Annotated in this window: 15 protein-coding genes; 12 read left to right on the forward strand and 3 right to left on the reverse strand. The window is 70.6% G+C overall.

What is annotated here, in order from left to right; translation table 11 throughout:
* Positions 1-164: 164 nt before the first annotated feature.
* Positions 165-1,670 carry an oligopeptide:H+ symporter gene (locus IAG44_RS24735; protein ID WP_187749265.1) on the reverse strand — a complete coding sequence of 502 codons (1,506 nt, stop codon included), beginning with the start codon at positions 1,668-1,670 and terminating at the stop codon, positions 165-167.
* Positions 1,671-1,959: 289 nt separating this feature from the next.
* Here IAG44_RS24735 and IAG44_RS24740 point away from each other — a divergent pair, with 289 nt between their 5' ends.
* Together IAG44_RS24740 and IAG44_RS24745 are read left to right on the forward strand one after the other, a co-directional pair.
* Positions 1,960-2,637, forward strand: a complete 678-nt coding sequence (locus IAG44_RS24740; protein ID WP_055720913.1) for a response regulator transcription factor — start codon at positions 1,960-1,962, stop codon at positions 2,635-2,637.
* Between the two features lie 77 nt (positions 2,638-2,714).
* Positions 2,715-3,989: a HAMP domain-containing histidine kinase gene (locus IAG44_RS24745; protein WP_187749266.1), complete on the forward strand. Its 1,275-nt coding sequence runs from the start codon at positions 2,715-2,717 to the stop codon at positions 3,987-3,989.
* Positions 3,990-4,009: 20 nt separating this feature from the next.
* On the opposite strand, the gene IAG44_RS24750 is transcribed toward IAG44_RS24745, so the two are convergent.
* Positions 4,010-4,525: a GtrA family protein gene (locus IAG44_RS24750; RefSeq protein WP_187749267.1), complete on the reverse strand. Its 516-nt coding sequence runs from the start codon at positions 4,523-4,525 to the stop codon at positions 4,010-4,012.
* Positions 4,526-4,722: 197 nt separating this feature from the next.
* On the opposite strand from IAG44_RS24750, the gene IAG44_RS24755 reads away from it, so the two are divergent.
* The 5 genes from IAG44_RS24755 (at position 4,723) to IAG44_RS24775 (ending at position 9,176) form a co-directional block, all read left to right on the forward strand.
* A complete protein-coding gene (locus IAG44_RS24755) occupies positions 4,723-5,862 on the forward strand; it encodes a 5-(carboxyamino)imidazole ribonucleotide synthase (RefSeq protein ID WP_187749268.1) in 1,140 nt (379 codons plus the stop codon).
* Positions 5,859-6,383: a 5-(carboxyamino)imidazole ribonucleotide mutase gene (gene purE, locus IAG44_RS24760; RefSeq protein WP_187749269.1), complete on the forward strand. Its 525-nt coding sequence runs from the start codon at positions 5,859-5,861 to the stop codon at positions 6,381-6,383. Before IAG44_RS24755 ends, purE begins: the two co-directional genes overlap by 4 nt.
* A complete protein-coding gene (locus IAG44_RS24765) occupies positions 6,380-7,573 on the forward strand; it encodes a dipeptidase (protein ID WP_187749270.1) in 1,194 nt (397 codons plus the stop codon). The genes purE and IAG44_RS24765 overlap by 4 nt, the downstream gene beginning before the upstream one ends.
* A gap of 138 nt (positions 7,574-7,711) precedes the next feature.
* Complete coding sequence (locus IAG44_RS24770; RefSeq protein ID WP_187749271.1) at positions 7,712-8,836, forward strand: dipeptidase; 1,125 nt, start codon at positions 7,712-7,714, stop codon at positions 8,834-8,836.
* Between the two features lie 91 nt (positions 8,837-8,927).
* Entirely contained in the window at positions 8,928-9,176 is a 249-nt protein-coding gene (locus IAG44_RS24775) for a hypothetical protein (RefSeq protein ID WP_187749272.1), read from the forward strand.
* A gap of 1 nt (position 9,177) precedes the next feature.
* Here IAG44_RS24775 and IAG44_RS24780 read toward each other — a convergent pair whose 3' ends face one another.
* Positions 9,178-10,521 carry a UDP-glucose dehydrogenase family protein gene (locus IAG44_RS24780; RefSeq protein ID WP_187749273.1) on the reverse strand — a complete coding sequence of 448 codons (1,344 nt, stop codon included), beginning with the start codon at positions 10,519-10,521 and terminating at the stop codon, positions 9,178-9,180.
* A 169-nt stretch (positions 10,522-10,690) separates the two neighbouring features.
* Here IAG44_RS24780 and IAG44_RS24785 point away from each other — a divergent pair, with 169 nt between their 5' ends.
* The 5 genes from IAG44_RS24785 to IAG44_RS24805 all read left to right on the forward strand — a co-directional run bounded on the left by IAG44_RS24785 (position 10,691) and on the right by IAG44_RS24805 (position 14,928).
* On the forward strand, positions 10,691-11,854 hold the full coding sequence (locus tag IAG44_RS24785) for an acyl-CoA dehydrogenase family protein (protein ID WP_187749274.1): 1,164 nt from the start codon (positions 10,691-10,693) through the stop codon (positions 11,852-11,854).
* An 88-nt stretch (positions 11,855-11,942) separates the two neighbouring features.
* A complete protein-coding gene (locus IAG44_RS24790) occupies positions 11,943-12,341 on the forward strand; it encodes a VOC family protein (RefSeq protein WP_187749275.1) in 399 nt (132 codons plus the stop codon).
* Positions 12,342-12,352: 11 nt separating this feature from the next.
* Positions 12,353-12,736: a VOC family protein gene (locus tag IAG44_RS24795; RefSeq protein ID WP_187749276.1), complete on the forward strand. Its 384-nt coding sequence runs from the start codon at positions 12,353-12,355 to the stop codon at positions 12,734-12,736.
* Between the two features lie 161 nt (positions 12,737-12,897).
* Complete coding sequence (locus IAG44_RS24800) at positions 12,898-14,211, forward strand: LCP family protein (RefSeq protein ID WP_187749277.1); 1,314 nt, start codon at positions 12,898-12,900, stop codon at positions 14,209-14,211.
* A gap of 93 nt (positions 14,212-14,304) precedes the next feature.
* Complete coding sequence (locus tag IAG44_RS24805) at positions 14,305-14,928, forward strand: HAD-IA family hydrolase (protein WP_187749278.1); 624 nt, start codon at positions 14,305-14,307, stop codon at positions 14,926-14,928.
* Positions 14,929-15,032: the final 104 nt, after the last annotated feature.

Consider the following 15,032-nt stretch of genomic DNA (forward strand, 5'->3'; position numbering starts at 1 on the left):
CACCCCTGACGCCTCATCAGATTTGGTGCGCCAAGGTACGCCGGGGAGCGTGAGGAGGGAAGGGAAACGACGGCACGCGGTGGACACGGCGAGGGCCGCCCCGGTTCCCACCAGGACGGCCCTCGACACGCGAGACGCGCGAGACGCGCGAGACGCGCGAGACGTCAGCGCACGTCGCCCATCATGGAGTTGACCTTCTTGCGGTACATCCACACGGCGACACCGGCGATGACGGCGAGGACGGCTTCGAGGGCGACGAAGCCCATCCGGTCCAGGTCGACCCCGCCCACCGCGGGGTTCGACAGCAGCGCCGTGACGGAGTCACCGGCGGTCACCGCGAGGAACCAGACGCCCATCATCTGGGACGCGTACTTCGCGGGCGCCATCTTCGTCGTGACGGAGAGCCCGACGGGGGAGAGGGTCAGCTCACCCACCGTCTGCACGAAGTAGATCCCGGCGAGCCACAGCGCGGCGGCCTTGTGACCGCCCTCGGCGATCGACAGCGGCGCGAGGAAGAGGAAGAACGACGCGCCGACCAGCACGAGACCGGTCGCGAACTTCACGATCGTGCTCGGCTCCTGGCCACGCCGGTTCAGCCACAGCCACAGCCACGCGAAGACCGGCGCGAGCGCCATGATCATGACGGGGTTGACCGACTGGTACCAGGAGACCGGGAACTCCCAGCCGAACACCGTGTTGTCGGCCTTGCCCTCGGCGAACAGCGACAGCGTCGAGCCGCCCTGGTCGTAGATCATCCAGAAGACGGCGGCGGCGAGGAAGAACCAGATGTACGCCGACACCTTGGACTGCTCGGCCGCGTCCAGGTCCTTGTCCCGCTTGATCCGCCCGAGCACGAGGACCGGCACGACGAGCCCGATGACCGTCAGCGGGATCAGCACCCAGTTCAGCGTGTAGTGCCCGGTGAAGCCGACGACGGAGTAGAACACCGCCGCGATCGCGAGCCAGATCAGCCCCTTGCGGAGCGTGGCCGCCTTCTCGGCGGCGGACAGCGGGGTCGGCACGACGTCGCTGCGCTCGCTCAGGTGACGCGTCCCCAGCAGGAACTGGCCGAGGCCCAGCGCCATGCCGACGGCCGCGAGCGCGAAGCCGAGGTGCCAGTCGACGTTCTCGCCGATCGTGCCGATGACCAGCGGCGCGAAGAACCCGCCCAGGTTGATGCCGATGTAGAAGAGTGTGAAGCCGGCGTCGCGGCGCGGGTCGTCCGGGCCGTCGTAGAGGTGGCCGACCATCGTCGAGATGTTGGCCTTCAGCAGGCCGGAGCCGAGCGCGACGAGGGCGAGGCCGCCGTAGAAGGAGCCGGAGAACGGCACGGCGAGGCACGCGTGGCCGACCATGATGACCAGACCGGCGGCGGCCACTGTCTTGCGCGGGCCGAGCACCCGGTCCGCGAACCAGCCGCCGGGCAGGGCGAGCAGGTACACCAGCGAGACGTAGACGGAGTAGATCGCCGTCGCCGTCCCCGCACTCAGGTGCATACCCCCCGGTGCCACCAGGTACAGCGGCAGCAGAGCCCGCATGCCGTAGTACGAGAACCTCTCCCACATCTCCGTCAGGAAGAGGGTGGCCAGACCGCGCGGGTGGCCGAAGAAGGTACCGGCGGAGCCGGGGTTCACCGGCCGGGCCGAGTCCTTCGTCAGGCTGGACGCCATGATGGATCCTTGCTGCTGTTTACGGGTCGCTTACACCGCTACGCACGAAAAAGGACCCCCGGCTCCCTCGCCGACGGTCCCCACAGTGCAACAGGCGTCCGGCCACCCTACGGCAGGGTAGGGGGCGAAATGGAAGGGTTTGAGGCATGGATCACAAGGTCCATACCAAGAATCCGTACGACGGACACGCCCCCCGGACCGCCCGAGTTGCCCCCACTTGCCCCTTGGTAAGAAACAGGCGTGCCGATCACACCCCTGGCCACCCCTCGTGCGGACTACCATCAGCCTCATGACCCGTGTACTGCTAGCCGAGGACGACGCGTCCATCTCGGAACCGCTGGCCCGCGCCCTGCGCCGGGAAGGGTACGAGGTCGAGGTGCGGGAGGACGGACCGACCGCGCTCGACGCCGGGATGCAGGGCGGCATCGACCTGGTCGTGCTCGACCTCGGGCTGCCCGGTATGGACGGGCTCGAAGTGGCCCGCCGGCTGCGCTCCGAGGGACATGCCGTGCCCATCCTCATCCTCACCGCCCGCGCGGACGAGGTCGACACGGTCGTGGGGCTCGACGCGGGTGCCGATGACTACGTCACCAAGCCGTTCCGCCTCGCCGAACTGCTCGCCCGCGTCCGGGCGCTGCTGCGGCGCGGCGCCGCCGAACCCGCGCAGCCGCCGGCCACGCACGGCGTGCGGATCGACGTCGAGTCGCACCGGGCGTGGATGGGCGACGAGGAGCTTCAGCTCACCGCCAAGGAGTTCGACCTGCTCCGCGTGCTCGTCCGGGACGCCGGGCGCGTGGTCACCCGCGACCAGCTCATGCGCGAGGTGTGGGACACCACCTGGTGGTCGTCCACCAAGACGCTCGACATGCACATCTCGTGGCTGCGCAAGAAGCTCGGGGACGACGCGGCGAACCCCCGGTACATCGCCACCGTCCGGGGCGTCGGCTTCCGGTTCGAGAAGAGCTAGGCGCTACGCGCGTCATGCCGTGCGGGGCGTGGATCGTGGCTGGTCACAGCTCGCCGGGCCCCTGAAAGAGTGGGAACGTGCGCCGTCGTCTGATCCAGTCCACCCTCGCTGTCGTCCTCGTCGTCATCGCCGTGTTCGGGGTCTCCCTCGTCATCGTCGAGAGCCGGACCATCAGCACCAGCGCGCAGGAGCGCGTCGACTCCGAGGCCGTGCGGCTCGTGGGGATCGTCGACAGCCGGCTGCTCGGCTCGGAGGACGTGACCGCCGAGATACTGCGGGACCAGGTCACGCAGGACCGTTACGCCGTGATCCGGATCCCGGGGCGGGCGCCGATCGAGATCGGGCAGAAGCCCGAGGGCGAGGTCATCCACGCGGAGGAACTGGGCGAGGGCCGGGAGAGCGTCCGCGTCGAGGAGCCCAAGTCCGCGGTGACCCGCGAGGTCGGGCGGACGCTGCTGATCATCGGCCTCGTCGCGCTGCTCGCCGTCGTCGCGGCCGTCCTCCTCGCCGTGCGCCAGGCCAACAAGCTGGCGTCCCCCCTCACCGACCTCGCGGAGACCGCCGAACGCCTCGGCTCCGGCGACCCCCGCCCCCGGCACAAGCGGTACGGGGTCCCCGAGCTGGACCGGGTCGCCGACGTCCTCGACTCCTCCGCCGAGCGGATCGGCCGCATGCTCACCGCCGAACGCCGCCTCGCCGCCGACGCCTCCCACCAGCTCCGCACGCCGCTGACGGCCCTGTCGATGCGCCTCGAGGAGATCACCCTCACCGACGATCTGGCGACGGTGAAGGAGGAGGCGAACGTCGCGCTGACCCAGGTGGAGCGGCTGACGGACGTCGTGGAACGCCTCCTCACCAACTCCCGCGACCCCCGCACCGGCAACGCCGTCTCCTTCGACCTCGACGAGGTCATCCAGCAGCAGCTCGCCGAATGGCGCCCCGCCTACCGCTCCGCCGGCCGCGCGATCGTCAGCTCCGGCAAACGCCACCTCCAGGCCGTCGGCACCCCCGGCGCCGTCGCCCAGGTCCTCGCGGCCCTCATCGAGAACTCCCTCATGCACGGCGGCGGCACCGTCGCCCTCCGCACCCGCGTCACCGGCAACCAGTCGGTCATCGAAGTGACGGACGAGGGCCCGGGCGTCCCCGGAGAACTCGGCGCCCGCATCTTCGAACGAGCGATCAGCGGCCGCAACTCGACGGGCATCGGCCTCGCGGTAGCCCGAGACCTGGCGGAAGCGGACGGCGGCCGCCTGGAGATGCTCCAGGCGCAACCGCCGGTCTTCGGCCTGTTCCTGTCCCGCACGGCTCCCCTGAAGAAGTCAACGGAAACGGACGAACCGACGGTCAGGTGAGGGTTTTGCTCTTTAGGGGCTCAGGCCCGTTCGCTGACCCGCCCCACCGCCGGAGACCGCTGCTCCAGGATCGCCTCGGCCCCGGCCACAGCCTCCCCCGCCGGCATCGCCTTGAACACCCAGGTCCGGTACGACCAGAACCGGAACAACGTCGCGACCCCGATGCCCACGAACTTGAAGATGTTGCTCTGCAGCGGGCTGTCCCAGTGGAACGAGTACGTGGCGACGTAGAGCACCCCGTTCTCGATGACCATCCCGATGACCGAGAAGAAGAGGAAGAGCGTCAGCTCCTTGGTCCGCCCGCTCTTGTCGCGATCACGGTAGGTGAAGTACCGGAACCCGACGTAGTTGAAGACAATGGAGACGACGGTGGCGATGACGCTGGCCCGGACCACCTGAAGGTCGGTGACATGCCGGACGAGGTTGAAGACGGCGAGGTTGACCAGCAACCCCGCCCCACCCACCGCACCGAACTTGGCCACCTCGCGAAGGATGCGGCGCAAACCGGAAGCATGCCCCGTGGAACCGTGTTCCATGCTCGTACAAGCCCCCGTCCGGGTTCGGTTTCGTCAACCCAGCCATGCTAACCACCCCCGATGGAGGTTTCCTGTGGTCGACCTCACGGGTTGGAAACAGCTCGGGAAGCAGGGGGGAAACTCCCGGTATGAGTGAGGGAAACCCGCAGTAAGAGCGGGCGGAAACCGGCCGGACGGCGTGCCGATACCCTAGGGGTGTGACGTTTCCGGTAGTCGGCATGGTCGGCGGTGGCCAGCTCGCGCGTATGACGCACGAAGCGGGCATCCCGTTGGGCATCAGGTTCAAGCTTCTCAGTGACACCCCTCAGGACTCGGCGGCCCAGGTCGTGAGCGACGTCGTCATCGGCGACTACCGCGACCTGGAGACGCTGCGCGCCTTCGCGAGGGGCTGCGACGTGATCACCTTCGATCACGAACACGTCCCCACCGAACACCTCCGCGCCCTGGAGGCGGACGGCATCCCGGTCCGCCCCGGCCCGGACGCCCTCGTGCACGCCCAGGACAAGGGCGTGATGCGCGCGAAGCTCACGGAGATCGGCGTCCCCTGCCCGCGGCACCGCATCGTGACGGACCCGGCGGACGTCGCCGCGTTCGCGGCGGAGGGTACGGGTTTCCCCGTAGTACTCAAGACCGTCAGGGGCGGCTACGACGGCAAGGGCGTCTGGGTCGTCGACGGCCCCGAGGACGCCGAGGACCCCTTCCGCGCCGGCGTCCCGGTCCTCGCGGAGGAGAAGGTCGACTACGTCCGCGAGCTGGCCGCAAACGTCGTCCGCTCCCCGCACGGCCAGGCCGTCGCCTACCCGGTCGTCGAGTCGCAGCAGGTGAACGGCGTCTGCGACACCGTGATAGCCCCCGCCCCCGGTCTCGACGAGGAACTGGCGCTCAAGGCCGAGGAGATGGCCCTGACGATCGCCAAGGAACTCGGCGTCGTCGGCCACCTCGCCGTCGAACTCTTCCAGACCCGCGACGGCCGCATCCTGGTCAACGAACTCGCGATGCGCCCCCACAACTCGGGCCACTGGACCCAGGACGGCGCGATCACGTCCCAGTTCGCCAACCACGTGAGGGCCGTCCTCGACCTCCCCCTGGGGGACCCCCGCCCCCGCGCCAAGTGGACCGTCATGGTCAACGTCCTCGGCGGCGACTACCCCGACATGTACTCCGCGTACCTGCACTGCATGGCCCGCGACCCCCAGCTCAAGATCCACATGTACGGCAAGGACGTCAAGCCCGGCCGCAAGGTCGGCCACGTCAACACCTACGGCAACGACCTCGACGACGCGCTCGACCGCGCCCGTCACGCGGCCGGCTACCTGAGAGGCACGATCACCGAATGAGCCCTGTCGTAGGCATCGTCATGGGGTCGGATTCCGACTGGCCCGTCATGGAGGCCGCAGCCCAGGCGCTGGACGAGTTCGAGGTCGCCTACGAGGTGGACGTCGTCTCCGCGCACCGCATGCCGCACGAGATGATCGCGTACGGGGAGCGGGCGGCGGAGCGCGGGCTGAAGGTGATCATCGCCGGGGCCGGGGGAGCGGCGCACCTGCCGGGGATGCTGGCGTCGGTGACGCCGCTGCCGGTCATCGGGGTACCCGTACCCCTCAAGTACCTGGACGGCATGGACTCGCTGCTGTCGATCGTGCAGATGCCGGCCGGCGTGCCGGTGGCGACCGTCTCCGTCGGCGGCGCCCGCAACGCCGGTCTCCTCGCCGCCCGGATCCTCGCCGCGCACGACGACGAACTCCTCGCGCGCATGCGGGACTTCCAGCAGGAGCTGAACGACCAGGCCACCGAGAAGGGCAAGCGGCTGCGCGCCAAGGTCGAGGGGGCCAAGGGGTCCTTCGGGTTCGGCAAGTGAACGCCGCCGCGCGCGACCGGGTCCGGGAACTCCTCGCCGAGTTCCCGGTCGTCGACGGCCACAACGATCTCCCCTGGGCGCTGCGCGAGCAGGTCCGCTACGACCTCGGCGCGCGCGACATCGCCGTACGCCAGGACGCCCACCTGCACACCGACCTGCCGCGCCTGCGCGAGGGCGGCGTCGGGGCGCAGTACTGGTCCGTGTACGTACGCTCCGACCAGCCCGACGCGGTCCCGGCGACGCTCGAACAGATCGACTGCGTACGGCAGTTGATCGACCGTCACCCGGGCGCCCTGCGCGCCGCGTTCACCGCCGCCGACATGGAGGCGGCACGCGGAGAGGGCCGCATCGCGTCGCTGATGGGCGCCGAGGGAGGCCACTCGATCGCCAACTCCCTCGGCACGCTCCGGGGGTTGTACGCGCTCGGCGTTCGCTACATGACGCTCACCCACAACGACAACATCGCGTGGGCCGACTCCGCGACGGACGTCCCGAACGTCGGCGGGCTGACCGCGTTCGGCCGCGAGGTCGTCCGCGAGATGAACCGGCTCGGCATGCTCGTCGACCTCTCGCACGTCGCGCCGACGACGATGCGGGCGGCGCTCGACACGTCGTCCGCGCCGGTGATCTTCTCGCACTCCTCGTCCCGCGCGGTCTGCGACCACCCCCGCAACATCCCCGACGACGTCCTCGAACGCCTCCCCGCGAACGGCGGCATGGCGATGGTGACGTTCGTCCCGAAGTTCGTCCTCCAGGCGGCGGTCGACTGGACGGCCGCGGCCGACGACAACATGCGTGCCCACGGCTTCCACCACCTCGCCACCACCCCCGAGGCGATGGCCGTCCACCGCGCCTTCGAGGCGGCCCACCCCCGCCCCGTCGCGACGGTCGCCACGGTCGCCGATCACCTCGACCACATGCGCGAGGTCGCCGGTGTCGACCACCTCGGCATCGGCGGCGACTACGACGGCACCGCCTTCACGCCGGACGGCCTCAGCGACGTCTCCGGCTACCCCAACCTCCTCGCCGAACTCCTCGACCGCGGCTGGTCCCGCACCGACCTCGCCAAGCTGACCTGGCAGAACGCGGTCCGGGTGCTCGGCGCGGCGGAGGACGTGGCACGCGGGATCCAGGGGACGCGCGGACCGTCGTCGGCGCGGATCGAGGACCTCGACGGCGTCGTCGGCTGAGGACATACGGGCCTCGGGGGACGTGAAACAGGTCGCGTACCCCCGAACGCCCCGTCCGCCGGGTGACCCGCCGTACCCCGTGCGACGGTGGACCGTACCGCTGATCACGACCCGGATCACGACGTACGGAGCCCCCTCATGGCAGACCTCCAGAACGAACTGCACCCCACGGCCGAGGCCGGCGAGCTGCCGCTGGAGGCACCCTTCGAGGAGACCCCGTACGCCTGCGACCCCCTCGAACGCGCCCGCGAACTCCTCACCGACCACCCCGTCGCCGACGGCTACGGCACCCTCCCCTGGGTCCTGCGCGGCCTCCCCTGGTACGACCTCGAACTCGGCGAGAGCGCGGTCGACACGGACATCCCCCGCCTGCGCGAGGGCCAGGTGGGCGCGGTGCTGTGGGCACTGCGGCTACCGGGGGACACGGCCGAGGGGGCCGGCGGGGACGCCGGGCGGCGGGCCGTCGCCGTCACCCTCGAACAGATCGACCTCGTCCGCGCGGTCGTCGACGCGCACCCCGAGGGCCTGCGGGCCGCGCGCACCGCGGGCCAGGTCATCGACGCGCGCAACTGCGGACGCGTCGCCGTCCTCCTCGGCCCCGCCGGGGCGCCCGCGCTCGACGACTCCCTCGGCGTCCTGCGGATCCTGCACTCGCTCGGGCTGCGCGTCCTGACCCTGGCCGGCACGAGCTGGGCCAGCGAGGCGGGGCTCAGCAGGTTCGGCGAGGAGGTCGTGCGCGAGATGAACCGGCTCGGCGTCGTCGCCGACCTCTCCGGCGCCTCCGACGCGACGATCGTCCGCACGCTGACGCTCTCCAAGGCGCCGGTCCTGTGCACGCGTTCGGCCGCCCGCGCCCTGCGGCCCCACCCCGACAACCTCTCCGACGAGCTGCTGTCCGCGCTCGGCCGCGCCAAGGGCGTCTGCATGGTCCCGCTGACGGCGGACCAGACCGGGCCCGCGCTGACGGACGTCGCCGATCACCTCGACCACATCCGCGCCGTCGCCGGTCCGCACGCCGTCGCCCTCTCCGGCGTCTACGACTCGCCCGCCGCCCACCCCGAGGGCCTGCCCGACCCCTCCGCGTACCCCCACCTCGTCACCGAACTCCTGCGCCGGGGCTGGCCCGACACCGACCTCACCCTCCTCACCTGGGACAACCTCCAACGCGTCCTGCGCAACGCGGACTTCCTCTCCCGCGCCGCCCGGTCCCGCCGCGAACCGTCGACGGCGAGACTGACGGAACTGGACGGCGGCCGGGGCTGAGGCTCACCCGCTGGGCCTGAGGCTCACCCTTTGGGCCGGTGTTTTCCCGCACCGGCCCCCCGCCGCCCCGCGGTTGGCTAGCGTGTCCCCCATGACCGAGATGGACCATGACGCCCTGGTCGCGGACCTGCGCGTACGCACCAAGGAAGCGCTCATCCGCATCGCCAGCCTGGTCACCCAGACGGGCATCCCCTTCACCTTCGGCGAGGTCGTCTCCCTGGTCGAGGAGGGCCTGCCGCCCGACTACCCGCACCCCACCCGGGGCCTGCTGTCCCGCGAGAACATGATCACGGACATGGCCTACACGATGTTCAAGGGCCAGGCCCCGAAGGAGTACTGACTCAGGCGGTAGGCCGTCCCATCCCCCGGTAGACCCACCCCGCCTTGCGCCACACCGCGGGATCCAGCGCGTTGCGCCCGTCCAGGATCACCCGGCCCCGGGCGACCTCCCCCAGCGCCGCCGGGTCCAGCTCCCGGAACTCCCGCCACTCCGTGAGGTGCAGGACGACATCGGCGCCGCGCACGGCGTCCAGCGCCGAGTCGGCGTACCCGAGCGTGGGGAAGAGGCGGCGCGCGTTGTCCATCCCCTTGGGGTCGTAGACGGTCACCTGCCCGCCCTGGAGATGGATCTGCCCGGCGACGTTGAGCGCGGGCGAGTCACGGACGTCGTCGGAGTCGGGCTTGAACGCCGCGCCCAGCACGGCCACCCGCTTGCCCAGGAACGCCCCGCCCCCCAGCGCCTCCCGGGCCATCTCCACCATCTGTCCCCGCCGGCGCATGTTGATGGAGTCGATCTCCCGCAGGAACGTGAGCGCCTGGTCCGCCCCCAGCTCCCCGGCACGGGCCATGAACGCCCGGATGTCCTTGGGCAGACACCCGCCCCCGAACCCGATCCCGGCCCGCAGGAACTTGTGCCCGATCCGGTCGTCGTACCCGATCGCCTCGGCGAGCTTCGCGACGTCCCCCCCGGCCGCCTCGCACACCTCGGCCATCGCGTTGATGAAGGAGATCTTCGTCGCGAGGAACGAGTTCGCGGAGGTCTTGACCAACTCGGCGGTGGGGAAGTCGGTGACGACGAACGGCGTCCCGGCGGCGATCGGCATCGCGTACACCTCGCGCAGCAGCCCCTCGGCCCGCTCGCTGCGCACCCCGACGACGACCCGGTCCGGCCGCAGCGTGTCCTGCACGGCGAACCCCTCCCGCAGGAACTCGGGGTTCCAGGCCAGCTCGGCCCCGGCCCCGGCGGGCGCGTGCTCGGCGAGGTAGGCCGCGAGCCGCGCCGCCGACCCGACGGGCACCGTCGACTTCCCGACGACGAGCGTGGGCCGGTCGAGGTGCGGCGCGAGCGAGGCGATCGCGGCGTCGACGTACGACATGTCCGCGGCGTACTCACCGTGCCGCTGCGGGGTGTTGACGCACACGAAGTGGACGTCCCCGAAGGCGGCGGCCTCCGCGAAGTCGAGCGTGAACCTGAGCCGCCCGGACGACCCCTCGATCCCGGCGACGTGCTGCCTCAGCAGCTCTTCGAGGCCGGGCTCGTACATCGGGACCTCGCCCCGCTGGAGCATCTCGACCTTCTCCGGCACGACGTCGAGCCCCAGCACCTCGAACCCCAGCTCGGCCATGGCCGCCGCGTGCGTCGCGCCGAGGTAACCGGTGCCGATCACGGTGATCTTGAGGCTCATGAACGCTCCACAGGGGTACGGCCGGACGTGCGCTGCCTGAGCATAGTCGGGGCGTGCGCGGGCCCCTCACCGGGCAGATTCCTCCTTGTCGCGTAGCTCACGTATCCGTCCCGGGGGCGGGCCCCTAAACTTTGAGTTACTTAACGGTAATTAGCGTCGTCTGGAGTGAATGACCTTGGCCGGATCGGCTGATTTCGACCTGTACCGCCCGTCCGAGGAGCACGACATGCTCCGCGACGCGGTCCGCGCACTCTCCGAGGCCAAGATCGCGCCCTTCGCCGCCGCGGTCGACGAGGAGGCCCGCTTCCCCCAGGAGGCGCTGGACGCCCTCGTCGCGAACGACCTGCACGCCGTGCACGTCCCGGAGGAGTACGGCGGCGCCGGCGCCGACGCGCTCGCCACCGTCATCGTCATCGAGGAGGTGGCCCGCGCCTGCGTCTCCTCCTCCCTCATCCCGGCGGTCAACAAGCTCGGCTCGCTCCCGGTGATCCTCTCCGGCTCCGAGGAGCTGAAGAAGAAGTACCTGGGCCCGCTGGCCAAGGGCGACGCGATGTTCTCCTACTGCCTCTCCGAGCCCGAGGCCGGCTCCGACGCGGCCGGCATGAAGACCCGCGCCGTGCGCGACGGCGACCACTGGATCCTCAACGGCGTCAAGCGCTGGATCACCAACGCGGGCGTCTCCGAGTACTACACGGTCCTCGCGGTCACCGACCCCGAGAAGCGCTCCAAGGGGATCTCCGCGTTCGTCGTCGAGAAGTCCGACGAGGGCGTCTCCTTCGGCGCCCCCGAGAAGAAGCTCGGCATCAAGGGCTCCCCGACCCGCGAGGTCTACTTCGACAACGTCCGCATCCCCGCGGACCGCATGATCGGCGCCGAGGGCACCGGCTTCGCCACCGCGATGAAGACCCTCGACCACACCCGCATCACCATCGCCGCCCAGGCCCTCGGCGTCGCCCAGGGCGCCTTCGACTACGCCAAGGGCTACGTGCGCGAGCGCAAGCAGTTCGGCAAGCCGATCGCCGACTTCCAGGGCATCCAGTTCATGCTCGCGGACATGGCCATGAAGATCTCCGCCGCCCGCGCCCTGACCTACCAGGCCGCCGCCGCCTCCGAACGCGTCGACGCCGACCTCACCTACCAGGGCGCCGCCGCCAAGTGCTTCGCCTCGGACGTCGCCATGGAGGTCACCACCGACGCCGTCCAGCTCCTCGGCGGGTACGGGTACACCCGTGACTACCCGGTCGAGCGGATGATGCGGGACGCGAAGATCACGCAGATCTACGAAGGCACGAACCAGGTCCAGCGGATCGTCATGGCCCGCAACCTGCCGTAAATCCGGTTCCGCTGTCCGGCCCCGGCGTCGATGATGCCGGGGGCCGCGCCCTGTCCGGGGCCGGTGGGGCACGGGAACAGAGGGACCGATGAGACTGACCGCCGTGACGCTGGACTGCGCCGACCCGCTTGCCCTCGCGGCCTTCTACCGCGAGGCGGCCGGCTGGGAGCCGCACCCCCGCTCCGACGACGGGTTCGCGGGGCTGACGACGTCCGACGGCCTGTTCGTCGGGTTCCAGAAGGTGGCCGGTTACCGCGCGCCCACCTGGCCCGACCAGTCGGGCGTCCCCCAGCAGGCGCACCTGGACTTCGACGTGGACGACCTCGCGCAGACGGAGGCCCGCCTGCTGGCCCTCGGCGCCACGAGACCCCCGCACGTCCCGCACGTCCCGGACGAACCCCGCTGGAGGGTTCTGCTGGACCCTGAGGGGCACCCGTTCTGCCTGACCGAGCGCAGAGCAAGCGCCGAGCCTGAACGCCGAGTCTGAGGGAGCCGCCCATGTCCGCCGTCGGCCGATTCCACTCCGTCGTCGTCGAATGCCCCGACCCGCACGCCCTCGCCGAGTTCTACGCGGCGCTCCTCGGCGGCAAACCGGACGCGGAGAACGACGACTGGGTCGTCCTGCACACCCCCGGCGGCCCCCGCCTCGCCTTCAACCACGCCCCCGACCACGTCCCCCCGGTCTGGCCCTCCCAGCCCCACGACCAGCAGCAGTTCCACATCGACATCGACGCCGGCACCACCTGGGACGAGATCGACACCGCCGAACACCGCGTCCTCGAACTCGGCGCACGCCCCGCACACCGGGCCGACGAGAACGACTTCCGGGTCTACCTCGACCCGGCCGGACACCCCTTCTGCTTGTGCAGGATCACCGACTGACGCCACTTCGGCCTCACTCGCACCATCCGAACCGAATGTCACGTTGACCCCCGTATGGGGATGTGAACGAAGCGGGACTTTGTGTCGGCTTGGCAACAGGGGGGATCGGATTTTCCGACGGGTCTTGTATAGGGGACGGGCGCGACCGGCACACTGTGCGCATGAACGATTGGCCCGAGGGATGGTCCGGCGACAACCGAGGCGGCCGCGGCAACGCAGGCGGCGGCCACGGCTACGGCAGCGCGAACGCGCAGCCCGAGGGCGCGCAGGTGATGCGCCAGGTACGGCGCGGCCCGACGGCCCCGCCTCCGCAGGGGTACGGCGTTCCGCCGCAACAAGGCCAGTACCAGGGGCAGGGGCAGTACCAGGGTCAGCCCCAGTATCTGGACCAGGGTGCCGGCCCCCAGAGCAGCGGCTACGACGGCTACAACACCGGCCAGGTCTACGGCGGTGGCGGCGGCCAGAGCGTCGGCCGTACCGGCGGCGACCGCCCCGCCCCGAACTGGCGCAGGCGCATCAAGTGGACGGCGATCGCGGTCGCCGGCGTCCTGGTCGTCACGACCGTCGGCACGTATTTCTGGGCCGACGGCAAGCTCCGCCGCGAGGTCGACCTCTCGAAGGTCATCGACCGCCCCGACGGCGGCGACGGCACCAACTACCTGATCGTCGGCTCGGACAGCCGTGAGGGCATGTCCGCCGAGGAGAAGAAGAAGCTGCACACCGGCTCCGCCGAGGGCAAGCGCACCGACTCGATGATGATCCTGCACGTCGGCGGCAACGGCGACACGCTGATCTCGCTGCCGCGCGACTCGGACGTCGAACTGCCCTCCTTCGTCGGCTCCGAGTCCGGCAAGCGCTACGAGGGCACCGGCCGGCACATCAAGCTGAACGCCGCCTATGCCACCGACGGCCCCGAACTCCTCGTCCGTACCGTCGAGTTCAACACCGGTCTGCGGATCGACCACTACGTCGAGATCGGGTTCGCCGGGTTCGCGAACATCGTCGACGCGGTCGGCGGTGTGGAGATCGACATCGACAAGGCGTTCAAGGACAAGTACTCCGGCGCCGACTTCCAGGCGGGCAAGCAGACGCTGAACGGCGAGGAGGCGCTGGCGTTCGTCCGCACCCGGCACGCGTTCGCCGCGTCCGACCTCCAGCGGACGAAGAACCAGCAGAAGTTCCTGGCCGCGCTGGCGCACGAGGTCGCGACGCCGGGCACGGTCCTGAACCCGTTCGCGCTGTACCCGACGATGGGCGCGGGCCTCGACTCCCTGATCGTCGACAAGGACATGGGCCTGTGGGACCTGGGCTCGATGTTCTTCGCGATGAAGGGCGTCAACGGCGGTGACGGCACCTCGATGAACATGCCGATCTCCGGCACCTCGGGCGGCAACCTCGTCTGGGACAAGTCGAAGGTCAAACAGCTCGTCAAGGAGCTCAACAACGACGAGAAGGTCACCGTCACCGGTCAGTGACCCCCGCCCCACCGGGCTCCCGGCGGCCGCCCCGGCCCCGGGAGCCGTCCCGCGTCCGGGAACCCCCCGCCTCCAGAGAGCCGTTCGACCGCCGTGACCCACCCCACCCCCCGCCCCTTCGACGCCGTCCTGTGCGACGTCGACAACGTCGTCCGCCGTTTCGACAGCTCCGGCGTCCACGCCCTGGAGCGCGCGGCCGGCCTCGCCGAAGGCACCACCCACAAGGTCGCGTTCGCCCGCGAGGCGATCCTCCCGGCGCTGCTGGGCCGCATCACCGGCCAGGAGTGGGCCGCGGCGATCGCCGCCGAACTCACCGGCCCGGTCGACGAGTCCACGGCCTGGGACCTCGGCCGGACCCTGCTGGAGTCCCCGTTCCACGCGGACGACGCCGTCGTCACCCTCCTGCGCCGCGCCCGCGTCCACGTCCCCCTGGTCCTCGTCACCAACGCGACCCTGGACCTCGAAGCGGACCTCGCGGCGCTGCACCTCACCGACCTCGCGGACGACGTCGTCAGCAGCGCGCGCGTGGGCCTCGCCAAGCCCGACCCGCGGATCTACCAGCTCGCCGCCGAGCGGGCCGGCGTCCGGGCGGAACGGTGCCTGTTCGTGGACGACATGCTGGAGAACGTCGAGGCGGCGGGGGCCCTCGGGATGACGACGGCGCACTTCCGCGAGGCGGCCGACCTGGAGCGCGCGCTGCGACCGCTGCTCGGCTGAGGAGAACGCACGGCGACATCCGTGAAGCTGCTGTGAATTTCTTGAGTTCTCAAGGGAATGGGGTTTCCCCGGCGGTCCCCCGAGTAACAAGATGATCCCTTCAT

It is taken from the genome of Streptomyces roseirectus, assembly GCF_014489635.1.
In the GTDB taxonomy this organism is placed as follows: domain Bacteria; phylum Actinomycetota; class Actinomycetes; order Streptomycetales; family Streptomycetaceae; genus Streptomyces; species Streptomyces roseirectus.